The organism is Bacillus sp. AK031, assembly GCF_053903065.1.
In genome coordinates, this window is record NZ_CP096424.1 from 1,924,622 (window position 1) to 1,948,392 (window position 23,771).

Here is a 23,771-nt window from a genome sequence, read left to right on the forward strand (position 1 = left end):
AATTGGCAGCAATCCTTCCGGTTAAACTACTACTACTGAAAATGCGGGAGGGGCCATTACTTTGGAGAACACGAACCACCAAACCACGATGACTGCAGCAGAATTGGGTGTCATATGGTCACAGTACATAAATGATAGTTTATCAAAATGTATATTAAGGTATTTTGTGAAAAAAACAAAGGATGATGCGATCAGAGAAATCCTTCAGGGTGCATTGGGGTTATCAGAGCTTCATTTGGAAAAGACAAAACAATTTCTGAAACAGGAGCAATATCCCATCCCTGTTGGATTTTCAGATGAAGATGTAAATTTGGATGCGCCTGATTTATTTACCGATACTTACAAAATCCTTTATATCAATATTATGTCCATTCATGGTCTGACAAGGTATGCAGGTGCTGTGGGCAGTTCGCTTCGTGAGGACATAGTGAGCTACTACATTGGCTGTACAACAGAAACGATGCAGTTGTATTCTAAGTCAACCAAGGTATTGTTGGAGAAGGGAATCATCAGTAAACCGCCTATTTTAACTCATAGGCCTAAGATTGAATTTGTCGGCAAGCAGAGCTTTCTAACGGGATGGTTTGGAAAACGCAGGCCGATTAATGCAATGGAGATCAGCGGCACCTATTTGAATTTGCAAAAAATAATGGGGAAGATGGTATTAGAACTGGGATTCAGTCAGGTGGCGCGAACAAAAGATGTTCGGGACTTCATGTTAAGAGGCCGGAAAATCTGTCAGAAACATTTTAAGATTCTATCTTCCATGCTTGAAGAAGATCATTTGAATGTTCCGATGACTTTTGAAACGGAAGTGACTGATTCAACAGAACCTCCTTTCTCAGACAAGTTAATGTTATTCCATATCAATACACTGCTGTCTTCAGCAGTCGGTTATTATGGAGAGGCATTGTCTGTCAGCCAAAGACGGGACATCGCAGCCAACTACGGGCGAATGATAGCCGAAATAGGGATTTTGGCAGAAGACGGAGCAAACTTGTTAATCGAGCATGAATGGATGGAAAAACCGCCTGGAGCTATTGACCGGGAAGGTTTGATAAAAGATAATTGATTATATTTCGCTTCTAGGCATTTGAAATTGAAACACTAACCAATCATTTATGGGACTCATCCATGCAGAGTGTAAAAGAAGAAATGAGCCGGCAACTATACTGCCGGCTCATTTTATTTTGATGCTAAGCCCAATCAGCAAAACCCCCGCAATCAGGCATGATGCTTTCAGTGGGGAAATTCTTCCCGACAGGCCCGCAAGCCCAATGGCTGTCGTGGAAAAAAAGATAGTGGGGCCGACAAAAGCAAGAAGGGAGTTAATCATAAATGCTTTGTGCAAATCATTGAATTTCAACATCAGCAGGGCTGCGCCGATTTCAATGCTCCCCGACAGGATCCGTAATGCGACCATGGCCAGAAGCGCTTTTTCTATAAAAACAAACATCCAAAGTCTCCTCGCTTGTTCTATTTTCTTATTATGTAATTTCCTAAAGGAATCGCTTGTACACTTTATGCGAGAAGGCCGGGGAATAGACTGGAAGACAACCAAATGGAAGAATGAGTTTTATATAGGTCACAGAGGCAAGGAATTTCCTGAGGAAGGTGGAATTATTATAATAAGAGGTTTTTTATTGAAGAGTATTAAAATATTCTGTTCAGAACCAGGCGACGGTTCTGAATCCAGTTCCAGCGCTTTTTTATCAAGGAGGGGTTAGTGTGAAGGTTAAAGCCATTTCATGTCTTCTGCTTGCTTTATTTTTGGTCTTTTTATCGGCATGCAGTCAGGGGAAGGATGAAATCGTTTGGAAGGAATCAGTGCCTTTTCAGCATGAAGCCATGACACTGTATGGAACAGAAGGGAAGCTTGGGATTGTAAAGTTAAATGGAAAGGCTGATGAGCCGGCATTCCCGGTTGGGGAAGGAAGGCATTATGGTGTCTATTTCTTAGACGAATCAATGAACCATAATGCAAAGAAGTATCGAATGTCGGCCACTCATGAGGGTACAGATGAAACCATTCAACTTTATGAAAGGGGGATAGGGAATAACCAAAGCGGTGCCAAATTCTCTTTAGACAAAGAGGGCCTTTGGATGTTTGACGTTTCGGTCGATGAAGAGCCCCTCACAAGCTTCATAATAAGAGCGGAAAAGAAGTGAAGGAACCAAAGTAGTTATTCATCCTTCACTTGTACTTCATGTACCTCTTCCAACCCGGTGTCTTTCAATCTGACACCAGATATCTGCTTTGGAATCATCATGCTACCATAACATCCCAATGGAGCTTATCATAAAATACCAATCCTACAAATGTTGTACTCATGCAGCCATCTTTGCAATTTCAAAATAACCACTCAGAATTAATAAATAATGACATCAATATAGGCTTTTTTCATACAATATTTCTGAGGTGAAAAAAATGCCAAGAGTAAAATACCGGGATTCAGATGTAGCCTTAATGGCAAGGATGATGAGAGCGGAAGCTGAAGGTGAAGGACAACAGGGAATGCTCTATGTTGGAAATGTAATCGTAAACCGGGCGATAGCGGATTGTCTTGATTTTAAAGATGTAAGAACCATTAATGATGTCATTTTTCAAGTGCAGGGAGGAAATTACTCTTTCGAAGCGGTTCAAAAAGGCAACCTATTTTATAACAGAGCGAGATCGGTTGAAAAAAGGTTAGCAAAAAAGAATCTTGATTATTGGAGGCAGCACCCGGGAAAATACGCACTCTGGTATTTTAATCCATATGCCCCATGCCCTCCAACATGGTACGGCCAGCCTTTTGCCGGCCAATTCAAGAATCATTGTTATTATGAACCTGTAGGCGGGACGTGTGACAGTGTTTATTGAATGGCTGAAGTAGAATTTGCATTCTTTAGTAAAACCCGCCCATTGATGGGCGGGTTTTTGACTTCGTTGTATTTAAACTGAATTCATCTCATTTTCTTTAACGGGAATTCTTTAACGATATCGACCCCGTCGAGGATGAGCAAGGTGGCATCAAGAGCAGCAAGTTCCACTTTATCAAGATTCGCCGCCTCTTTTATTTTATACTCCAAATGGAAGCGGCCTTCCATACCGGGATCCATAAGACCTGTACTGCCCGAGCTCCACATCATCATCTTAGGATACTTACTGTCTTGGACCATTTCCATTTGAGCCGCCAGCTTTTTGTTCGGCCTGATGACTGCCTCGATTCCATAATGTTGCTGCCCAGGATAATCAAATTCACTCTTGAATGAGGTCTTTCCTGTGTTTTTCAGCCTGATATCATATCTGAGCAGCCGTTCCCCTTTGATAATCGTTGTCTCGATATTCGAGATTTCCAGCTGATCTCCTCTGTCAAAACCGGCAAGGAGCAGGCAAGAAAGCAAGATGAGGATCCACACTAATTTTCGAATGAAAAACGCCTCCTGTTTTTAATAATCAAACTTCAATAATCACCGGAATGATCATTGGCTTCCGTCTTGTCTGCTTAAAGAGATATTGTCCGACATGTTTCATGATGCTCTGCTTGATGACTTTCCACTGCACTTTGCCGGGAGGAAGCTCATCGAGTGAATCCCTAACGATGTTATTCACTTTGCGGATGAGCTCTTCGGAATCTTTTACATAGACGAACCCGCGGCTGATCGTATCGGGACCGGATATCAGCCTTTGCTCCGATTTGCTCAATGTGAGGACAACGATCAGGATTCCGTCCTCGGACAGCTGTTTACGGTCGCGGAGGACAATATTGCCGACATCGCCGACACTGACTCCGTCCACATAGGTGTCACCGGAAGAGACGGTGCGGGTTTGCCTAGCTTCAGAGTTTTCGATATCGACCACCTCACCATTTTTAATAATGAAGGTATTGTCTTTTTCGACACCGACGGATTCAGCAAGCAAACGGTGATGATGGAGCATCCGTGTTTCACCGTGGATGGGTATGAAATACGTCGGCTGCATAAGTGAGAGCATGAGCTTCAAGTCTTCCTGATAGCCGTGCCCGGATACATGCATCCCTGTTGAGCTGCCTGTTCCATAAATGACATCGGCTCCAAGATTAAACAGGTTATCGATAATCTGTGAAACAGCTTTTTCGTTTCCGGGAATAGGGGAAGCAGCCAGGATGACCGTATCCCCTGGGTAAATCGATACATCACGGAACTGGCCGCTCGAGAGACGCCCGAGTGCAGCCATTTGTTCTCCCTGGCTGCCGGTACAAAGGATCGCCACTTTTTCCGGGTTAAATGAATCAATGTCCCGCTGGTCGATGATCATTCCCTCTGGAACGGTCAGGTAGCCTCGTTCTATTGCCACCGACACGACGTTGACCATGCTTCGCCCCAATAAGGCGAGCTTGCGGTTTGTCTTGATCGCTGCATGGACTACCTGCTGCACCCGGTTGACGTTAGAGGCAAAGGTTGAGACAAATATTTTCCCGTCTGCTTTCATGAATGCTTCATCCATATGGCTGCTGACAATCTGTTCAGAAGGGGACAAGCCGCTTCTTTCCGCATTCGTACTTTCTGATAATAATGCAAGCACCCCGTTTTTCCCGATTTCAGCCATCTTGTGGATATCGGCCTTCTGGTTATTAAGCGGGGTCCAGTCGAATTTGAAATCTCCTGTATGGACGACTCTTCCTTGTGGTGTGTCAAAGACGATTCCGAGACAGTCAGGAATGCTGTGGCTGACATTGAAAAAGGAAACATCGATTTGACCGAGCTTCAAAGTTGAATTCGTATCGATTTTTTCAAGCGTCGTTTCTCTTCGCAACTTATGTTCTTCAAGCTTGAGCTCAATCAATCCAAGGGTGAAATTTGTGGCATAAATGGGGACATTCAATTTTTTCAAAAGATAGGGAACACCGCCAATATGGTCCTCATGCCCATGAGTAACAAGCAGAGCTTTGACTTTATCCGCATTTTCTTCCAAATAAGAAATATCCGGGATGATCAAATCGATTCCCATCAGGCTTTCATCCGGAAATTTTCCTCCACAATCAATCAGGACGATATCGTCGCCATACTGAACGACATACATATTCTTGCCGATTTCATTACAGCCTCCAAGGGCAAAAATCGACAATAGGCTGGAATTATCACTCATATCTGTTGTCCTCCTATAGGTATGTTGAAAATAGCTTTCCCTGGAAGTCTGGTTTTATTTACCTGTATTTAGCAAGTTAATAACTTGAAGATAAGGACTTTTAATTTGGCCTATGTATAAGTACTTGTTCTTAAAAGTAGTCAAATTGAAATCCTGAAAATCTTATTACTTCAGAAACTGAGAAAGTTGATATGAATCTTGTTTTTGAATCTTAATCGATTGAAAAATCACTTTACACCCAATCCCCTTTTACACCACAAAATTTAAATTCAATACTCAACTTTACATATCTACTCTTGAAAATATTATATAAGCATTTTATTATATAAGTAGAGTATTATATATTGAATATCAATCGGAGGGGTTTGCATGACTTCAGTAATGATCCCAATAGAAAAGACGGCTTCAATCATCAAATTACTTGGAGATAAGACAAGGCTCACAATGGTCAAGCTTCTTGACCTTCATGATTGCTGTGTTTGCGAATTTGTCGAGATATTCAAAATGAGCCAGCCGGCCATCAGCCAGCATCTACGCAAACTAAAGGACGCTGGATTAGTGAAAGAATCGAGACAAGGCCAATGGATTTTTTATTCATTAAACACAAACAGCGAATTTTACCCCAGGGATATAGAGTGAAGGAACTAGAAGAGCAGGGACTGAGAATTGCCTGCGATAATTCTTGTTAAAAACGGGAAGTTTATTCTTTCATATTTTAAATGAGTTTAGTAATCCAAAAGTACTGGGAAAGGAGCTTTTGATATGACGAAAATCGAGATTTTTGATCCAGCATTATGCTGCCCTACAGGGGTTTGCGGACCAAGTGTGGACCCGGAATTGACCCGGATCGCTTCCGCTGCCTTTATTTTGGAGAAAAAGGGATTTGACGTAAAGCGGTTCAACCTTGCGAACGATCCGGCAGCATTTGTGGAATATGAGGTTATCAATACATTGCTTCATGAAGAAGGACCGGAATCGCTTCCAGCTGTTATGCTCAATGGCATAGTTGTAAAGACCGGTGAATATCCTTCAAACCTTGAACTTGCAGAGTGGTTTGGCATCAAAGCAGAAGAATTAACAGAGAAAAAACCGCGGGTAAAGCTGGATTTGAAATAGGAAAGGATGAACACTTTGTTTCAACCATTCGATACAAAAGCAATCACAACGACGAAATTTTTATTTTTTACAGGAAAGGGAGGAGTCGGAAAGACGTCAACTGCCTGTGCATCGGCTCTAAAGCTCGCCGATGAGGGAAAAAACGTGCTGCTTGTCAGTACAGATCCTGCGTCAAATTTGCAGGATGTCCTGGAGTTGGAACTGACAAATACTCCAATGCCTGTACCTGGGGTGTCAAACTTTTCTGCCTGCAACCTCGATCCAGAGGAGGCAGCCAGTGCATACAGGGAAAAAGTCGTCGGGCCTTATCGCGGCAAGCTGCCTGAATCCGTTGTATCGACAATGGAAGAACAGTTGTCGGGTGCATGTACGGTTGAAATCGCAGCATTCGATGAATTCACAAATTTATTATCAGACGCAGCTATGGTTGAATCCTATGACCATATTATCTTTGATACCGCACCTACCGGCCATACTCTCCGGCTTCTTCAACTTCCGACTGCATGGAGCGGGTTTTTAGAAGAAAGTACACACGGGGCATCATGCTTAGGACCTTTATCTGGCTTAGCCCAAAAGAAACAGGCTTATTCAAACACGATGAATGCGCTAGCCGATCCAACCCGGACAACCCTATACCTGGTGGCAAGGCCGGATGAGTCTTCCTTGCTTGAGGCAAGCCGGGCATCTAAGGAGTTAAAAGGACTCGGGATCAGCAACCAGCACTTAATCGTGAATGGATTGATGCAAACCCATATTCCCGAAGATGAAGCTTCTTTCTCTTTATTCAGCAGACAGCAGCATGCACTGAATGAAATGCCTGAGGACCTGAAACAGATCGGTACGTACTCGCTGCCTTTTGTTTCTTATTCATTGACGGGCCTGGCCAATTTGCGTCACCTGTTCAGTGGGCAAATTCTGGCAGAATCAGATGCTGTTTCCCCGTTAGAAGAGATCAGCTTGCCTGGTCTTAGCAATATTATTGAAGACTTCTCTTCAAAAAACACCCGAGTCATTTTTACGATGGGGAAAGGCGGCGTCGGCAAAACGACGATGGCTTCAGCGATTGCGGTCGGCCTGGTTGAAAAGGGGCACAAAGTCCATTTGACCACGACAGATCCTGCCGCACATTTGGATTTTATGTTTCAGCGGAGCAAAACGAGTGATAATTTGACGATCAGCAGAATTGATCCTAAAGAAGAAGTGGAAGCTTACAAGGCAGAAGTTTTGTCCAACGTAGGAAGTGAATTGGATGATGAGGCGCTGGCCTACATTGAAGAAGACCTGAATTCACCATGTACAGAGGAAATCGCCGTCTTCCGTGCATTTGCTGATGTGGTATCCAAGTCTGAAGATGAAATCATTGTCATTGATACAGCGCCTTCCGGCCATACCTTACTGCTTCTGGATGCCGCTCAGTCTTATCATAAAGAATTGGCACGCTCGACAGGTGAAATTCCCGAAAGTGTCAAAAAACTGCTGCCCCGTTTAAGAAACCCTGAAGAAACGGGCGTTGTGATTGTTACATTGGCGGAAGCCACACCAGTCTTGGAGGCGAGCCGTTTGCAAAATGATCTAAAGCGGGCCGATATCGATCCGAAATGGTGGCTGATCAACCAAAGCCTCTATGCGACGGAAACAAAAGACCCGGTTTTACAAGGAAGAGCGAAAGCAGAGGCCGGCTGGATTCAAAAGGTATCAACAGAGTTAAGTAAGCAATGTGCGATTGTGCCTTTAATGAGTGGAGAACAGACAGGCTATGAGGACTTAAAGAGATATACGAAGCAGTAGCTGCCAGTTCGTTATCTATATCACAAAAAGCCGTTTGACTCGCCTTTATCCCGTTTTTTGATGTACAATGAAATGGTAGAAATATTTTTTAATTGAGGTGTAGGGAAAGTGAACATTACTGATCAAGCTCGTGAGTTCTTGAAGCAAATGTTGCAGGAACACGAAGCTAAAAACATTCGTTTTTATTTTGCCGGCTTTGGCTGAGGACAGCCACAAGTAGGACTGGCTCTGGATGAGCCGGAAGAAGATGATAAAGTGGTTACAATAAATAAAATTACAGTAGCAATCGACCCCAAAGTAGAATCTGCTACAGAGAATCTTACCCTTGATTTCAATGAGGAAGCTAATGGGTTGACTTTGACGGGGAACGAAAGTGATTGCTGTTAAAAAGATTTTTTAATAAACATACTAAAAAACGTCTCGTTATCATGTAAGGGGTTCCTTTTAAGGAGAGAAACCTTAAAAGGAACCCTGTTTAGCAGCTGAAATAACAGTGCAAATAACACTGTATTTAAATCAAAAACCCGGATCCAAAAAGGTCCGGGATTTTTGATTTTTTTAAACTTCTTATTCTATTACCCCGATCGCTGAATAGGTGAACAGCAGGTTCTCTGCTGATTGAGAATTATAGAGGGAAAAATTCCCCTTAATTAGCAAATAATACTGGAAATAGCTTAAATAGAGGGAGAAATTCCTCTTATTCGGCTCAAAAGACGTGAAAATAGGCAGCTTTGCTTTGTATAGAGGGAAAAACTCCCCTTATTTTCGCCAAAAGCCACTTCTAGTCTGCATTTAACGGTAAAAACTCCGCTTATTTTCTATAACGTGGTACTCAATCTTCATTTTCCCAACTACCGTATCTGCTAATAGCACTCCAAGAAAAAGATGATAATTCGCAAGTCGTTTAGAAGCCCAATTAGCAACTCATTTTTGTCTGCACAATAATTATTGTACGCTTGTTAAATAAGATGCTATTCGAAGTCCTCATTAACCCAAAATCAAGCGAAAACATTTTTTTAACAATTAATAGAGCAGGTCTAATTCATTTGTTAGTTAGCCTGCTATTATAATGCTATTTGTAATTTTCTCTTCCAATACGGAAACCCTTAGTCATCACGATGCGTTTATCTGTGAGAAAAGAAAACAGGATAGCCCTTTTTAAAAAAGTTTGATATTATAATCTATGGAATATTCTTACTTTTCTATCAAAATACCTTTTGCCACGGAGTGAAGACCATGAACCGACCGAACTTATTCAGCTATGCTACATCAGATTTATCTCAGGATGCCTTTCTATGCTGGTTATTAGAATGGGGCGATCCACAACATCAGCCAGCAGATATGGCTCTACATAATGCAGGAACTCAATTCATCACAGATATCTTCTCCAAGCACCAGCTTCACGCACCTGCCATTCATTCAATTCAAATCACAAGACAAGCTGCCGATCTTGACATACTCGCCACCATCAATGATGAGTTTGCGATATTGATAGTAGGTAAAAGCATTACGGCCGATCAAACAAACCAACTAATGAAGGTTAGAAACAACATAGAAAAAAAAGGATGCCTGCATCAACTGCCAATCTATTATCAAACCGGCAACCAGGGGAGTTATCGCGGTATTGAGAAGGCGGGCTTCCAGCATTTCAGCCGGCAGGATATGCTGACCCTTATGGGAAAAGGCATCATGAACGGCATTGAGGATTCGATTTTCACAGCTTACTATGAACATCTGCTGAAAATAGAGGCTGCCCATAACAGCTATGTCACCAGCCAAATTACCGATTGGAGAGCGCTGGCATGGCAAGGCTTTTACAGCGAACTGCAAGCGCGGGGGCTCCAAGGAGATTGGAGCTACTTTGCCAATACGCAAGGAGGGTTCACCGGTTTTTGGTGGCACTGGAAGAGTGACGAGGAGTCAAATCAGTACCTTCAGCTTGAAGAAGATAAACTGTGTTTCAAAATCAAGGTTGAAGAAAAATCAAGACGGAGAATGCTACGTGCCCAATGGCATAAGGCAATGGTCGAGAAAGGGAATGAACTTGGACTCGCATTTAGAAGGCCGGACAGGTTCGGAAGCGGGAACTTTATGACCGTTGCTGTACTGGATGATTACCGTGTGGCCGACGAGCAGGGATTGATTGATTTGGAGGCCACGATAGAAGGACTGAGAAAAGCTGAAGAGGCTTTGGACTCGATTACTCAAGGCAAAGATCGTTCACTGTTTACCCATATGAAGACGCCCGCTACTTGAATATAAGTAGTTCAGTTTAGAGGTGCAAAATTTGGAAATCTATTCATTCATGGCCCTTCTCCACCATAAAAGCCAGGACCAATAAAGAACCAGTACCATGAGCTTGTACCATAAGGGAAGAAATTTCCCTTATTGCAGAAATGTCGAGCAAAATTGGTCAAATAGGGGAAATATTTTCCGCTATTCACTTAAAAAACATGAAATTTGGACTTACTGAGCATGCTTAACGGAAAATTCTTCCCTTATTTACCTCTCCCCGGCTAAGTTCTGCAGTTTAACGGAAAAATTTGCCCTTATTTTAAGTACCTTTCCTTCGGTGACCTACTCAATTAATGAATTTATTATGGGGATTTTAGTACGAATTTATAGTAAAAAAGCAGTCCTTTTGAACTGCTTTTTCTAGTTTTGTACTACAAAACTGAACTATCTTTACTTGAATAGCGGGCGTTTATCACTCAAAGCGATAATGTTTTTTATGAACTCTTCGCTTCCTCTTTAATAAAGCTTTCCACCACAAATGCCGACATACCCATCGCGGATGAATATTTCTTTAATTTGGAGAAATCCAAATGGCATTCTTTTTGGTGGTGTGCGAGAGTGTGGCTTCCAATCGTCTCGCGAACCGGTTTATTGATCCATTCTATTGCCAAGGCCAGTCTGTTCCCGATGATCACCTGGTCGGGGTTGAACGTATTGATGATATTATTGATGCCAAACCCAAGGTATTTCCCGATCTGTTCAAAAAGGTTTTGCGCAGTGTCGTCTCCATCTTCGGCAAGCTTGAGCAACTCTTCCAATGAATCGATCCTGTCTTCGGCCATCTCCAGCAGAGCATGTTCAGAGGCATATGCTTCCCAGCAGCCTTTGCTTCCGCAATTACATTGTTTTCCGTTCATTTCGATGATCATATGTCCCATTTCACCTGAGAATCCATTTTTACCTTGATAGAGTTCTTTGTTCAAAATGATTCCTATCCCGATTCCGATTCCGGCACTGACATAGATGATGTTTTGAGATTCTTGTCCTGCCCCGAATTGCTGCTCACCAAAGGCCCCGGCATTTGCTTCGTTTTCAATGATCACTGGAACTTGAAATTCTTCTTCAAGCTCTTTTTTCAACTGAATGTTTTCCCACCCCAGGTTCGGCGCAAGAAGGATGGATCCCTCTTTGTTAATGATTCCCGGGACACCAGCGCCAATCCCTACAATTCCATATCTGCTGTCAGGCATCTCATCGATTAGAGATTGAACCATCCCTTTTACAGTTGTGAGGATATCGTGATAGGGAGTTCTGGTGACGGGCTGATTTTTTTCAATGATAATGTTGCCTTTCAAATCGGTCAGAACACATAAAACGTAATTCACTCCGATATCGATTCCGATGGCATATCCAGTGACCTTATTGAAATGGAGGATGACCGGACGGCGCCCGCCGCTTGATTCTCCTGGTCCAGATTCATAGATCAGTTCTTCCGCCAGCAGTTCATTGACCAATGAGGAAACGGTTGCTTTATTCAGGCCGGATACCTGGGCGATATCTGCTCTTGAGATCGGCTCATTTTGCATAATCAATTGCAAGACGAGTGCTTTATTATTCTTTTTGACTGTTTGTTGATTCCATGTCATGGTTCCCACGTCGTAATCTCCTTATCTGCTATCTCTTAGTGATTTTATCATATCATAAACTTAGTTTAGTGGGTATACAAACTAAGAAAAAGATATTATAATCAAATTAGTTAGTCAATTGTGAGTATTTTAAATTACAAATGCGGAACATGCTGGATAGCCGGCAGCGGGAGGGGTTCCTTCACTTCCATAGCAGACATTACATAAATCTGCGGCATTGTTCTGCTGTCATGAAAAGTAAACACTTAAAGAAAGTAGGGGAGAAAATTGGCCAAAAACATGTTTTTCAATGCACACCATTCACCAATTGGGGCATTTTCAAGCTTTACCCTTGGATTTCCTGGAAGCGGAGGCGGTTTTGATTTAGAACTCGGCCGTTCACCAAAGACAAGTGTATATGTAGGTGTAGAGTCCTCTGATAAGGAAGGTATGTATGATGCGCTTCCATTCTTCGAATCTGCAGATGATGAAAGCAAGCGCTATGATATTGAAAATATGGATCCGGACCCTGACAAACCACGAATTATATTCCCCTTCCAAAAGGATGAGATTCAACGTGATTTCCACTTAGGGACGGACTCCTGGAAGGCCGGCGATTTGACCTTTACGGTGTATTCCCAAGTTGAGTCTGTACCAGATCCTGAATCAGGGTCAGAAGAAGAGTTGAAAAAGGCGCTGGTACCGGCTGTCTGGGCAGAGCTAACTGTCGATAATTCAAAAGGAACGAAAAGCCGCCGTGCCTTTTTTGGCTATCAAGGCAGTGACCCTTACAGCTCCATGCGCAGGATGGATGATACATGTGATGGTCTTTCCGGTATCGGACAGGGGCGTTTGACCGCCATTGTTTCAGATGATCCTGAAGTGAAATCGGCCCTTCACTTCAGCTTGGAAAATATTTTAACGACTCCATTCCAAGAGAACTGGACGTTTGGTCTTGGACCTGTTGGATCTCTCATCATGGATGTTCCGGCAGGGGAAAAACGCACATACAGATTTGCTCTATGTTTTCACCGTTCGGGTTATGTGACGGCAGGGATGGATGCATCGTATTACTATACGAAGTATTTTCCTAAAATTGAATCTGCAGCTGCATTTGCATTAGAGAATTTTGAAGAATTCACCAGTCGTGCAAGAAAGGCAAACACCCTGGTAAGTGATGCAGAGTTATCTCAAGACCAGAAGTTCATGATGATCCATTCGATTCGCAGCTACTACGGCTGTACACAATTGCTCGAAGCGGAAGGCAAACCATTCTGGGTGGTGAATGAAGGTGAATACCGGATGATGAATACTTTCGATCTCACGGTAGACCAAATCTTCTTTGAATTAAAAATGAATCCTTGGACAGTCAAAAATGAGCTCGATATGTTCGTAAGCCGTTTCAGCTATGAGGATAAGGTCCGCTTCCCTGGTGATGAAACAGAATATCCCGGCGGAATCAGTTTTACCCATGATATGGGGGTTGCCAATACGGTGTCCCGTCCGCAGTATTCATCCTATGAACTGTATGGGTTAGACGGCTGTTTCTCGCATATGACTTACGAACAGCTGGTCAACTGGGTCTTGTGTGCATCCGTTTACGTTGAACAAACAGGGGACCAGGAATGGCTGAATGAGAATCTGGATATCTTCGTCCGCTGCTTTGACAGCATGCTGAACCGTGACCATCCGGAAGCGGATAAACGGGATGGCATCATGGGCCTCGATTCCACCCGAGTAATGGGCGGAGCTGAAATAACGACGTATGACAGTCTGGACGTTTCACTCGGCCAGGCAAGAAATAATATTTATCTGGCAGGAAAGACATGGGCATCGTATGTAGCATTAGAAAAGATTCTTAAAGAGAATGGGTACGGAGAGCTTTCCAAGCAAGCTGGAGACCAGGCAGAGAAATGTGCTGCGACGATTTCCTCTCATGTGACAGCAGGCGGTTATATCCCCGCTGTGGTAAAAGAAGGGAATGACTCCCGTATCATCCCGGCAATTGAAGGATTGATTTTCCCTTATTTTACAAACAATCAGGATGCATTGGATCCTGATGGGCGTTTTGGAGCCTATATCCAAGTATTGAAAAAGCACTTGGAAACTGTTCTGACCAAGGGAGTTTGCTTGTTTGAAGATGGAGGCTGGAAGATTTCATCGACAAGCAATAATTCCTGGTTAAGCAAGATTTATCTGTCGCAATTCATTGCCCGTGAGATTCTTGGTTGGGAGTGGGATGAGAAAGGTGCAAAAGCAGACGCGGCCCATGTGGCATGGCTGACTCATCCAACCTTATCAGTATGGAGCTGGAGCGACCAGATCATCTCGGGTGAAATCGCGGGAAGCAAATATTATCCACGCGGAGTAACGAGTATCCTTTGGTTAGAGGAGAGCAAGCAATCTGCTGCAATAGAAAGCTCTGCACAACAAGTATAAAACTGAATAGGAGAGGCTGTCTGTTACAGGCAGGCAGCCTAGAAGACTGCTAAACTATTTTTTTATCAACTTAGTTTATCCAATAGACAAACTAAGTTTCCGATGTTATAATGTTACCAAATAAAGGCGGAAGACGAACAAGATTGTAAGCCTTTACATAGGTGGCATAAACGATAATATGACTAGGGGGATTAACAAATGGCTTATTTCCAAACGGTTAACAAGATTGAATTCGAAGGTGCAGCATCCAAAAATCCTTTTGCTTTCAAGTACTATAATCCGGAAGAAAAAATCAATGGCAAGACGATGGAGGAAATTCTTCGTTTCTCGGTAGCCTACTGGCATACATTCACAGCAGATGGATCCGATCCATTTGGCGTCGGCACAGCTCTTCGTCCTTGGGATCATTTACAAGGATTGGATCTGGCCAAAGCACGTGTCGAAGCTGCTTTTGAACTTTTCGAAAAATTGAATGTCCCATTCTTTGCTTTCCACGATGTGGATATAGCGCCAGAAGGAAGAACGTTGAAGGAAACAAATGAGAATCAAGCTGTTATCGTCGGCATGATCAAAGAATATATGAAAACAAGCAAGACCAAGCTGCTTTGGAATACAGCCAATATGTTCACGAACGCCCGATATGTACATGGTGCAGCTACCTCTCCAAATGCAGATGTGTTTGCTTACTCTGCAGCAAAGGTAAAAAAAGCGCTAGAGGTAGCCAAAGAACTTGGTGCAGAAAACTATGTCTTCTGGGGCGGCCGTGAAGGCTATGAAACTCTGTTAAATACCAACATGGAACTTGAACAGGACAATCTTGCACGCTTCTTCCATATGGCAGTCGATTATTCTAAGGAAATCGGCTTGACTGTCCCATTCCTGATCGAACCAAAACCAAAAGAGCCAACAAAGCATCAGTATGATTTCGATGTTGCTACCGGTCTTGCATTCTTGCAAAAATACGATTTGACAGACTACTTCAAATTCAACATTGAAGCCAACCATGCTACATTGGCAGGCCATACCTTCGAGCATGAATTAAGAACAGCGCGAATCAATGGAATGCTTGGTTCAGTAGATGCCAACCAGGGGGACACACTTCTTGGCTGGGATACGGATGAATTCCCGACAGATCTGTATTCCAATACCTTAGCGATGTATGAAATTTTGAAAAATGGCGGATTAGGCAGCGGCGGCCTGAACTTCGATGCGAAAGTAAGAAGGGGATCGTTTGATTCTGATGATCTCTTCCATGCTCATATCGCAGGTATGGACGCGTTTGCCATCGCACTCAAAGTGGCGAACAGATTGATTGAAGATAAGGCCCTTGATGGCTTTGTTGAAGAACGCTACAGTAGCTATACGAAAGGAATCGGCCTGGAGATTGTGGAAGGGAAGACCAACTTCCGTGAACTTGAAGAATATGCGCTTCAATTGACTGAAATTAAAAACACATCAGGCAGAACGGAACGCTTGAAAGCGGTCATCAATCAGTATATCCTCGAAACTCTTACAAGTGTAACGGCGTAATCACTTAAATAGAATAGACAAAAATGTGCTGGCGGTATTATTGCTCCAGCACATTTTTGTAAAAAAAAGGATGATAAAGATGAAGTATGTAATAGGTATTGACCTAGGAACGAGTGCAGTGAAAATCCTGCTCGTCAACCAGGAGGGTAAAGTTTGCAATGAAATCTCAAAATCGTATCCCCTGATCATTGAAAAATCCGGTTACAGTGAGCAAAACCCGGAGGAATGGGTGAAAAAGACGAAGGCCGCATTGTCAGAAATGATCCAGCAATTCGATGGGGACGTTAATGATATTGAAGGAATAAGCTTTTCGGGACAAATGCATGGCCTCGTATTAGCAGATGAACATCATAAAGTGTTAAGAAATGCAATCCTTTGGAATGACACAAGAACCACTCCGCAATGTCAAGAAATCTACGAAACAGTCGGGAAACAACATGTATTGGACATTACGAAAAACCCTGCTTTAGAAGGGTTCACATTACCGAAAATTCTCTGGGTGAAAGAACATGAGCCTGAAATCTTTGAGCGTACGAAAGTATTCATGCTTCCAAAGGATTATCTTCGTTACCGGCTGACAGGAAATATCCATATGGACTATTCCGACGCCGCAGGAACTCTACTGTTGAACGTGGCAGAGAGAGAATGGAGCAGCGAGTTATTAGAGAAGTTCGATCTTTCCCCTGAAATCTGCCCGCCGCTTGTGGATTCTCATGCCTTTGTCGGGACCATTACGGCGGAAGCGGCAAAAAAAACTGGGCTTTCAGAAACGGTGAAAGTATTTGCCGGGGGAGCGGATAATGCCTGTGGTGCCATCGGATCAGGCATTCTTGTTGAAGGAAAAACGTTATGCAGTATCGGGACTTCTGGTGTCGTCCTGTCTTATGAAGAGCGAAATGATTTGGATTTTGAAGGAAAAGTCCACTACTTTAACCATGGAGAAGAAGATGCTTATTATACCATGGGAGTAACCTTGGCAGCCGGATACAGCTTGAGCTGGTATAAAGAAACCTTTGCAGGAAAAGAAACATTTGAAGAGCTGCTGGAAGGAATTGATGAAGTACCTCCCGGAAGTAACGGTCTAGTGTTCACACCTTATATCGCCGGTGAAAGGACACCCCATGCGGATTCAACCATCCGGGGGAGTTTTATCGGGATGGATGCAGCCCATGAACGCAAGCATTTTACCCGTGCTCTCCTGGAGGGAATCACATTTTCACTGAATGAGTCGATTGATATTTTCAGAAACAACGGCAAAACAATTGGTTCGATCATCTCCATCGGGGGAGGCGCCAAAAACGATACTTGGCTGCAAATGCAGGCGGATATTTTCAACGCTGAGATTGAAAAGCTGGCAAGTGAACAGGGGCCAGGTATGGGAGCCGCCATGCTTGCCGCTTATGGATGTGGATGGTTCTCTTCCTTGAAAGAATGCGCCAATGAATTCATCCAAACGTCGAAAACCTACTACCCGATTCCGGAAAATGTAGAAGCCTATCAAAAGCTCTTTGCACTCTATCAGCAAGTGTACGGTCAAACCAGTGAATTAAATGCACGATTAAAGGAGTTTAGGAAGTAGATTCTGTTGGTGAAGTGGTTGAAAAGGAGGTAGAGAATGAAGCTTACTAATGGTGAAAAACTTTTATTTATCGGTGATTCTGTCACGGATTGCGACCGTGCGAAACCTGAGGGCGAAGGAGTGCCTGGCGCACTTGGAACAGGATATGTTTCGTTCATTGATGGCCTGCTCCAAGCCGTTTATCCCCGCCTCAGAATCAGAGTGGTGAACAAGGGCATCAATGGACATACGGTCCGCGATCTGAAAAAAAGGTGGCAGGAGGATGTCACCCTGCAACAACCGGACTGTTTGTCGATCATGATCGGTATCAATGATGTGTGGCGTCAATTCGATACTCCGTTCATCAAAGACGGGCATGTATACATTGATGAGTATGAGAATTCACTAAGGGAACTTGTTGGTGAAGCAAAATTAACGGTGAAGAAGGTTGTTCTTATGACTCCCTTTTACCTGGAGAGCAATACAGAGGATCCGATGCGCACAGCAATGGATCAGTATGGACTTGTGGTGAAAGCAATTGCCCGTGAAGAAGGATGTCACTTGGTTGATACTCAAGCTGCATTCAATGAGTTGTTAAAAGACATGTATCCGGCAGCCATCGCTTGGGACCGCGTTCACCCTTCCACAACAGGCCATATGGTTCTGGCACGTGCCTTTTTAAAAGAAATCGGCTTTGACTGGAACCGTTCTTAACGAACGATGAAACGGAAGGAGGAATCAAGTTGAGCGTCATTCAAGAAAAGATTAGTGAAATAGATCAGCAGCCTGTTTTTTCATTCAGGCTGAAGAACGAACAAGGCATAGAAGTAGAAGTGATGAATTACGGTTGTATCATCACAAAAATCATGGCTCCTGATAAAAATGGAATCTATGAAAATATTGTTCTGGGGCATGATTCATTAGAAGAGTATATCCAAGATCCATATTACCTGGGAGCTGTGTGCGGACGGGTTGCGGGGCGAATTGGAGACGGTTCATTTGAACTGGATGGAAAGACATATACTCTCACAAAAAATGACAGGAACAATCACCTTCACGGAGGCCGCAGGGGATTCAATAAAATCGTTTGGGACGCTGAAATCATCGGGGAAGGCGTTCGGTTTACCTATATCAGTCCTGATGGTGAAGAAGGATACCCAGGCAATGTAAAAATAAGTATTACCTATACATTAGACAACGTCAATCAACTGACGATTCACTATGAAGCGGACACAGACCGAAAGACACTCCTTACTTTGACGAATCACTCTTATTTTAACTTGAGCGGAAACTTGAAACACAATGTTTTACAGCATACTCTCAAAATTAAGAGCGACCGCTATTCTGAATTGAATCAAGAATTCATCCCGACAGGCGAGCTTAGAAGAGTGAAGGGAACGCCATTTGATTTTACTACTGAAAAATCATTGGAAATTGGAGCGGGCTCTGTGCATCCACAAAATGTCTTAGTGGGAAATGGCTACGACCATCCCTTCCTGTTGAGTGACAATCATGAAGAGGAAATCGTCTTGAAGGATGCCGCCAGCGGGCGTGCATTAACGGTGGAAACCGACGAACCGGGGGTTGTTGTGTATTCTGGCAATTCATTAGGAGCAGAAGATGAATTCAGGGGTAGACCATCTGAAAAATATCTGGGGATTTGTCTCGAGACCCAGAGACTGCCAGATGCGATTCACCATCCTCATTTTCCATCAATAGTGTTGGATGCTGGAGAGAGCTATTCATCAAGAACCATTTATAGATTTGGAGCCGAATAGAAAGGAGATCATTCAATGAATTATCGTGAATTGGGAAACACCGGAATCAAGATCAGCGAAGTCAGTTTTGGCACATGGGCCATCGGCGGTTCGTGGGGAAAAACCAGTGATGAAGAGGCACTGAAATCACTGCAATATGCAATCGACCGGGGAGTCAACTTTTTTGATACAGCTGACGTCTATGGGGACGGCCACAGTGAAGAATTATTGGCTAAAGCAACTAAAGGCAGAGAAGGCGAGATTTATATCGGGACGAAATTCTGCCGTCAAGGAGACATTTTCGATCCGCAGAACTACAGCTATGAACAGGTGAAATCATATTGTGAAGACAGCCTCCGCAGGTTGAACAGAGAGGCGATTGATTTGTATCAGATCCATTGTCCGGCAACTGAAATCCTGAAAGATGGGAGCGTGTTCGCAGTGCTGGACCGCCTGAAGGAAGAAGGGAAAATCCGTCACTACGGCGTCAGTGTCGAAACAGTGGAAGAAGGCATGATCTGTTTAGAGAACCCTAATGTGAAAAGCTTTCAGGTCATTTTCAATATGTTCCGCCAAAAGCCGATGGAACAATTAATTCCTGCCGCTTATGAAAAAGGAGTCGGCCTGCTCGTCAGATTGCCGCTTGCGAGTGGGTTGCTTACCGGGAAGTTTACACCAGGCCACACATTTGAATCTGATGATCACCGCAATTTCAATGAAAATGGGGAGGCCTTCAATGTAGGGGAAACGTTTGCCGGCCTTGGTTTTAGAAAAGGCGTCGAGTTGGCGGATCAGCTAAAGTGGATAGCAAAAGGGCGCAGCTCAATGGCCAGTGCCGCGCTCCGTTGGATTCTGGACCAAAAAGAAATTACCGCAATCATCCCAGGATTCAAAAATCTAAAGCAGGTCCAGGATAACCTTTCTACACTTGATACCAAGCCATTTTCTGTAGAAGAGCAGAAGCAAATCGAGCGCTTCTATCATGAAAAGGTGAAGGATTCTATTAGAGGACCTTATTGATATGTAATAATGCAGGCTTCAGTGCTCATTTTGATGGAAGATGCACCCCGGGAAAGGGCTGAACAGGGTGCGAGTTTTCATTTTGAGGGAAGATGCACCCCGGGGAAGGGCTGAACAAGGTTCGAGTTCTGATTTTGAGGGAAGATGCACCCCGGGAGAGGGCTGAACAAGGCTCGAGTTTTCATTCTGAGCGAAGATACACCCCGCAAGAGGGCTAAACAAGGCTCGAGTTTTCATTTTGAGCGAAGATACACCCCGCAAAAGGGCTGAACAAGGTTCGAGTTCTGATTTTGAAGGAAGATGCACCCCGCAAGAGGGCTGAACAAGTCCCTAGTTTGAATTTAAGAAGAAGATGCACCCTGAAAAAGATACCAGCAGGGGAGGGAACATATACTTGTCCGATTCGCTCATTAACGAAATCCCAACAGCCAAAAAAGCAATCGCCATCACATTTGATGACGGACCGAATTCCATCTATACACAGCAGCTCCTCGACATTTTACAGGAAGCGAACGGAAAAGCTACCTTCTTCATGATCGGCGAGCAAATGGAGAAGTGCCCTGATGTGGTCAAAGAGGTTTCGGCACAAGGTCATGAAATCGGAAACCATACTTACAAGCATCCAAGATTGTCAGCATTAAGCCGGGAAGATTGTTTTAGAGAGATAGAAGATACAGAAAGACTGATAGAAAAACTGGCAGGCTTTAAACCTGCCGTCTTCCGCCCTCCCTATCTTGACTACAATCAAAACACAGTGCAGATTCTTCAGCAAAAAGGGTATCCAATGATCGGGGCACTCAATATGGATGCACAGGACTGGGAGCAGCCAGGGGTGGATTTTATCTATGAACAATCGAAGAAACATATAAAAAATGGCAGCATACTGCTATTCCATGATGGGTACGGGGACAGGTCTCAATCCATTGAAGCTGTAAGAAAACTGGTTGTCGAATTAACTTCAAAAGGATGTCAGCTTGTTACTGTCAGTGAACTGCTGAGAGAGGCAAAATGAGCAACAAAAAGAAGCACAATCATAGGGTTTGTGCTTCCTTTTGTTTCTTTTCGACTTTTTGAAAAGCAAGATAACAGGCTGCCATGATGATAGCAGCTGTGAAACTGGCGCCGAAGAAGAACAGCAGTCCAGGCAGTGCACTCATAACAAAAATGGCTGAACCGACACCGACGATCATAATTAAGTTGGAAACCGGATTAACCAGCATGATCAAAAATGCATTTTTGAACAGCTGAATAAACCGGACATCAAAATGAACGTACACCGGAAAGATATACAGGATGATCATCCCAACGGCCAATATTAACATATACAGCGGTATGTGGGTCACCTGAAGGCCGTTTCCAGAGTTGTCCATATAATATAAATCTACGAATAACAGGCCGGCAAGCATTACAACCACGATACCCAGGCCGTTTGCTTTGAAAAATTCTTTTCTATAAGTATGCCAGAAGGTGCGGAAGACTGGCAGCTCACTTTCACCCATGATCCACTTTCGTAAAATAGTAAACAGGGAAGCAGTGGCAGGAAATAGACCGAAAACCCCTAACCCCAGGATCGTAAAGCCCATCCATAACAGATTAATATAGGCGAATTTAGCCACCCATTCGGTTAGGGAAAAGAGGCCCCTCATAGATCGATGATTCATAGAAAAACCCCCCTTTGTCAGCGCTTTTATATCTCTAGTATTCAATAATTATAGACCATTGTATCATTAATGAACATAGATAACTTCTTTATTTAAAAATATTGTCGGATAATTTCAAATACGGTTAACCTTTGTAATTAAATGAGTTATAGTAAATAAAAACTATTCTAGTGATAATAGAAGGGCGATTGCATCATGTTTACAAGAATGAAGAAATGGAATACATTGCGAAATCAAATACTGGTCGTATTTCTGGTTGTGATGGCGGCCGTATTATTGATCGTCAGTATCCTTACGTATAACAAAGTTTCGACTCTTTTGAAAAATAATGCCGAGAAACAAATCTATCAAACAGCTCTGGAGGCAAATGGAAGATTGGAGTCTTTATATAAACAAATCAGTACAGCCTCCAAACTCGTCATGACCAACTATAACATTCAGAGGGTCCTGACCAGCGCCTATGAAGGGAACACGATATCGTTTGCCGAACGGCAGCAATTAGACGGAATTGTCAACACCATCCAGGCAAATACGGAAGGGATCTTTGCGTTTGAGCTTTATACAAATGACATGAACAGGCTGCTGCCATTGGATGATTCAAGTTTGGTGAGCCGTATTGATAAAAAGTGGATCATTCAGGCGGATAAAGCCAACGGGGGACTGATTTGGATTGGAGAGGACCCTAATAATTCCGACAACCTCCTTGCTTTAAGGCAGGTCAATCTCATAGGGCAGGGATATGCGCGTGGCGGATACCTCCTGTTGAGTGTTTATCGCAGTTATCTGCAGTTTGAAAATGATGCCAGTAATTCAAATCAATATTCTCTTTTGCTTGATGAAGAAATGAAGCCGATTCTATCAAACTATGATGGATCTCTTGCACCAATTATCGGGCGTGATAAGCCAGTCCTCACATTGGAAGGGGAGGAATTCATGGTGACCAGACAAACATCCCATGAAACCGACTGGACATTGATAATCCTGACCCCGATTAGAGCACTGACAGAAGGAATCACGGTGCTGAGGACGGTCATCGCTATTTCCGGCATCCTTGGTTTAATTATCTTCTTCATCAGTTCGTTGTTTCTCACAAGTTTCATTACAAGACCCATCATCAAATTGACCAAGACGATGCAGCAGGCGAGTGCAGGTTCCTTGACGATGAATCCAAGTGTGACAACGGTCAATGAAATCAATGAACTGAACAGTACCTACAATCAGCTGGCAAAACAAACGAATCACCTGATCAAGATGGTCTATGAAAAAGAAATTACCCGCAGCCGCAGTGAACTTAAGGCGTTGCAGGCGCAGATCAACCCGCATTTTCTCTTCAATACCCTCGACGCGCTGAAGTGGGCGCTTGAGGACAAGGATGAAGAGGAGCTTGCAGAGTTTGTCGTCTCCCTTTCTGAGTTATTCAGATATACCATTTCCAAACAAACGGATGGAGACTGGGTGACAATGCAAGAAGAAATCTATCATATTGAAAACTATATGGAAATCATCAGATTGCGTTTTGGAGACCATTTAAAATGGGATGTGGATCTTCATCCTGAATGGAGGAATGTGAAAATCCCTAAACTGTTGATTCAGCCCTTAGTGGAAAATGCAGTCCTTCATGGTGCAGGAAATACTTCAGAACCTTGCACGATCACAATATCCATACAGCCTGTCATGGATGATGAGTTCCTGAAGATTTCAGTAATCGACGACGGACCGGGGATCAGCCAGGAAAGATTGGATTCCATCAAGCTTGCCATGACAGCCGGTGGAATTATGTCAAAAAAAGGCAATGGCATGGCGGTTTCCAATGTGCATAAACGTCTGGAACTCTATTATCCGGATCAAGTTCAAAGCGGCCTCGAGATTACCAGCACAGAAAATGCCGGTACGATGGTTTCCTTTGTGATACCAGTGAAGGGGGAGGAGTAA

The 23,771-nt window shown here is 43.5% G+C and carries 20 protein-coding genes and 1 pseudogene; 16 read left to right on the forward strand and 5 right to left on the reverse strand.

Going from position 1 to position 23,771, the window contains the following annotated elements; genetic code table 11:
* The first annotated feature begins 61 nt into the window (after positions 1-61).
* The gene (locus M1E09_RS09810; RefSeq protein ID WP_456274648.1) at positions 62-1,072 is read left to right on the forward strand and encodes a DUF3231 family protein; all 1,011 of its coding nucleotides are present in this window, start codon (positions 62-64) and stop codon (positions 1,070-1,072) included.
* A 108-nt stretch (positions 1,073-1,180) separates the two neighbouring features.
* Here the strand turns inward: M1E09_RS09810 and M1E09_RS09815 are convergent, their stop codons facing one another.
* The gene (locus M1E09_RS09815) at positions 1,181-1,456 is read right to left on the reverse strand and encodes a YqhV family protein (RefSeq protein ID WP_456274649.1); all 276 of its coding nucleotides are present in this window, start codon (positions 1,454-1,456) and stop codon (positions 1,181-1,183) included.
* Between the two features lie 272 nt (positions 1,457-1,728).
* On the opposite strand from M1E09_RS09815, the gene M1E09_RS09820 reads away from it, so the two are divergent.
* Positions 1,729-2,169: a hypothetical protein gene (locus M1E09_RS09820; protein ID WP_456274650.1), complete on the forward strand. Its 441-nt coding sequence runs from the start codon at positions 1,729-1,731 to the stop codon at positions 2,167-2,169.
* Between the two features lie 259 nt (positions 2,170-2,428).
* Positions 2,429-2,863, forward strand: coding sequence for a cell wall hydrolase (locus tag M1E09_RS09825; protein ID WP_456274651.1), 435 nt, complete (start codon positions 2,429-2,431; stop codon positions 2,861-2,863).
* 83 nt (positions 2,864-2,946) lie between these two features.
* Here M1E09_RS09825 and M1E09_RS09830 read toward each other — a convergent pair whose 3' ends face one another.
* Positions 2,947-3,387 (reverse strand): hypothetical protein, encoded by a 441-nt coding sequence (locus M1E09_RS09830; protein WP_456274652.1) that lies wholly within the window; start codon positions 3,385-3,387, stop codon positions 2,947-2,949.
* A gap of 52 nt (positions 3,388-3,439) precedes the next feature.
* On the reverse strand, positions 3,440-5,110 hold the full coding sequence (locus M1E09_RS09835) for a ribonuclease J (RefSeq protein ID WP_456274653.1): 1,671 nt from the start codon (positions 5,108-5,110) through the stop codon (positions 3,440-3,442).
* Positions 5,111-5,479: 369 nt separating this feature from the next.
* Between M1E09_RS09835 and M1E09_RS09840 the strand changes: the two are divergent.
* From M1E09_RS09840 to M1E09_RS09860, 5 genes and pseudogenes are all read left to right on the forward strand, one after another.
* Positions 5,480-5,799, forward strand: a pseudogene (locus M1E09_RS09840) (ArsR/SmtB family transcription factor).
* A gap of 73 nt (positions 5,800-5,872) precedes the next feature.
* Positions 5,873-6,226, forward strand: a complete 354-nt coding sequence (gene arsD / locus M1E09_RS09845) for an arsenite efflux transporter metallochaperone ArsD (protein WP_456274654.1) — start codon at positions 5,873-5,875, stop codon at positions 6,224-6,226.
* A 6-nt stretch (positions 6,227-6,232) separates the two neighbouring features.
* Positions 6,233-8,014, forward strand: coding sequence for an arsenical pump-driving ATPase (gene arsA / locus M1E09_RS09850; RefSeq protein ID WP_456274655.1), 1,782 nt, complete (start codon positions 6,233-6,235; stop codon positions 8,012-8,014).
* 255 nt (positions 8,015-8,269) lie between these two features.
* A complete protein-coding gene (locus M1E09_RS09855; protein WP_456274656.1) occupies positions 8,270-8,401 on the forward strand; it encodes a hypothetical protein in 132 nt (43 codons plus the stop codon).
* Positions 8,402-9,250: 849 nt separating this feature from the next.
* The gene (locus tag M1E09_RS09860; protein ID WP_456274657.1) at positions 9,251-10,270 is read left to right on the forward strand and encodes a PD-(D/E)XK nuclease family protein; all 1,020 of its coding nucleotides are present in this window, start codon (positions 9,251-9,253) and stop codon (positions 10,268-10,270) included.
* A gap of 473 nt (positions 10,271-10,743) precedes the next feature.
* On the opposite strand, the gene M1E09_RS09865 is transcribed toward M1E09_RS09860, so the two are convergent.
* Positions 10,744-11,895 carry an ROK family protein gene (locus M1E09_RS09865; RefSeq protein WP_456274957.1) on the reverse strand — a complete coding sequence of 384 codons (1,152 nt, stop codon included), beginning with the start codon at positions 11,893-11,895 and terminating at the stop codon, positions 10,744-10,746.
* 267 nt (positions 11,896-12,162) lie between these two features.
* On the opposite strand from M1E09_RS09865, the gene M1E09_RS09870 reads away from it, so the two are divergent.
* The 7 genes from M1E09_RS09870 (at position 12,163) to M1E09_RS09900 (ending at position 21,190) form a co-directional block, all read left to right on the forward strand.
* Positions 12,163-14,313 (forward strand): glycoside hydrolase family 52 protein, encoded by a 2,151-nt coding sequence (locus M1E09_RS09870; RefSeq protein ID WP_456274658.1) that lies wholly within the window; start codon positions 12,163-12,165, stop codon positions 14,311-14,313.
* A 198-nt stretch (positions 14,314-14,511) separates the two neighbouring features.
* Positions 14,512-15,843, forward strand: a complete 1,332-nt coding sequence (xylA, locus tag M1E09_RS09875) for a xylose isomerase (RefSeq protein ID WP_456274659.1) — start codon at positions 14,512-14,514, stop codon at positions 15,841-15,843.
* A 79-nt stretch (positions 15,844-15,922) separates the two neighbouring features.
* Entirely contained in the window at positions 15,923-17,422 is a 1,500-nt protein-coding gene (gene xylB, locus M1E09_RS09880; protein WP_456274660.1) for a xylulokinase, read from the forward strand.
* Between the two features lie 36 nt (positions 17,423-17,458).
* Positions 17,459-18,115: an SGNH/GDSL hydrolase family protein gene (locus M1E09_RS09885; protein ID WP_456274661.1), complete on the forward strand. Its 657-nt coding sequence runs from the start codon at positions 17,459-17,461 to the stop codon at positions 18,113-18,115.
* Between the two features lie 29 nt (positions 18,116-18,144).
* Positions 18,145-19,179, forward strand: a complete 1,035-nt coding sequence (locus tag M1E09_RS09890; RefSeq protein WP_456274662.1) for an aldose epimerase family protein — start codon at positions 18,145-18,147, stop codon at positions 19,177-19,179.
* Positions 19,180-19,194: 15 nt separating this feature from the next.
* Entirely contained in the window at positions 19,195-20,178 is a 984-nt protein-coding gene (locus M1E09_RS09895; RefSeq protein WP_456274663.1) for an aldo/keto reductase, read from the forward strand.
* Positions 20,179-20,530: 352 nt separating this feature from the next.
* On the forward strand, positions 20,531-21,190 hold the full coding sequence (locus M1E09_RS09900) for a polysaccharide deacetylase family protein (RefSeq protein WP_456274664.1): 660 nt from the start codon (positions 20,531-20,533) through the stop codon (positions 21,188-21,190).
* A gap of 19 nt (positions 21,191-21,209) precedes the next feature.
* Here M1E09_RS09900 and M1E09_RS09905 read toward each other — a convergent pair whose 3' ends face one another.
* Positions 21,210-21,839 (reverse strand): YesL family protein, encoded by a 630-nt coding sequence (locus M1E09_RS09905; RefSeq protein WP_456274665.1) that lies wholly within the window; start codon positions 21,837-21,839, stop codon positions 21,210-21,212.
* Between the two features lie 195 nt (positions 21,840-22,034).
* Here M1E09_RS09905 and M1E09_RS09910 point away from each other — a divergent pair, with 195 nt between their 5' ends.
* On the forward strand, positions 22,035-23,771 hold the full coding sequence (locus M1E09_RS09910) for a sensor histidine kinase (RefSeq protein WP_456274666.1): 1,737 nt from the start codon (positions 22,035-22,037) through the stop codon (positions 23,769-23,771).

What these genes read in the sequence shown, in the direction of transcription:
- M1E09_RS09815 (WP_456274649.1), bottom strand. Translation starts at nt 1,456, where the DNA reads ATGTTTGTTTTTATAGAAAAAGCGCTTCTGGCCATGGTCGCATTACGG.
- M1E09_RS09825 (WP_456274651.1), top strand. Translation starts at nt 2,429, where the DNA reads ATGCCAAGAGTAAAATACCGGGATTCAGATGTAGCCTTAATGGCAAGG.
- M1E09_RS09835 (WP_456274653.1), bottom strand. Translation starts at nt 5,110, where the DNA reads ATGAGTGATAATTCCAGCCTATTGTCGATTTTTGCCCTTGGAGGCTGT.
- arsD (WP_456274654.1), top strand. Translation starts at nt 5,873, where the DNA reads ATGACGAAAATCGAGATTTTTGATCCAGCATTATGCTGCCCTACAGGG.
- arsA (WP_456274655.1), top strand. Translation starts at nt 6,233, where the DNA reads ATGAACACTTTGTTTCAACCATTCGATACAAAAGCAATCACAACGACG.
- M1E09_RS09860 (WP_456274657.1), top strand. Translation starts at nt 9,251, where the DNA reads ATGAACCGACCGAACTTATTCAGCTATGCTACATCAGATTTATCTCAG.
- M1E09_RS09865 (WP_456274957.1), bottom strand. Translation starts at nt 11,895, where the DNA reads ATGACATGGAATCAACAAACAGTCAAAAAGAATAATAAAGCACTCGTC.
- xylA (WP_456274659.1), top strand. Translation starts at nt 14,512, where the DNA reads ATGGCTTATTTCCAAACGGTTAACAAGATTGAATTCGAAGGTGCAGCA.
- xylB (WP_456274660.1), top strand. Translation starts at nt 15,923, where the DNA reads ATGAAGTATGTAATAGGTATTGACCTAGGAACGAGTGCAGTGAAAATC.
- M1E09_RS09885 (WP_456274661.1), top strand. Translation starts at nt 17,459, where the DNA reads ATGAAGCTTACTAATGGTGAAAAACTTTTATTTATCGGTGATTCTGTC.
- M1E09_RS09895 (WP_456274663.1), top strand. Translation starts at nt 19,195, where the DNA reads ATGAATTATCGTGAATTGGGAAACACCGGAATCAAGATCAGCGAAGTC.
- M1E09_RS09900 (WP_456274664.1), top strand. Translation starts at nt 20,531, where the DNA reads ATGCACCCTGAAAAAGATACCAGCAGGGGAGGGAACATATACTTGTCC.
- M1E09_RS09905 (WP_456274665.1), bottom strand. Translation starts at nt 21,839, where the DNA reads ATGAATCATCGATCTATGAGGGGCCTCTTTTCCCTAACCGAATGGGTG.
- M1E09_RS09910 (WP_456274666.1), top strand. Translation starts at nt 22,035, where the DNA reads ATGTTTACAAGAATGAAGAAATGGAATACATTGCGAAATCAAATACTG.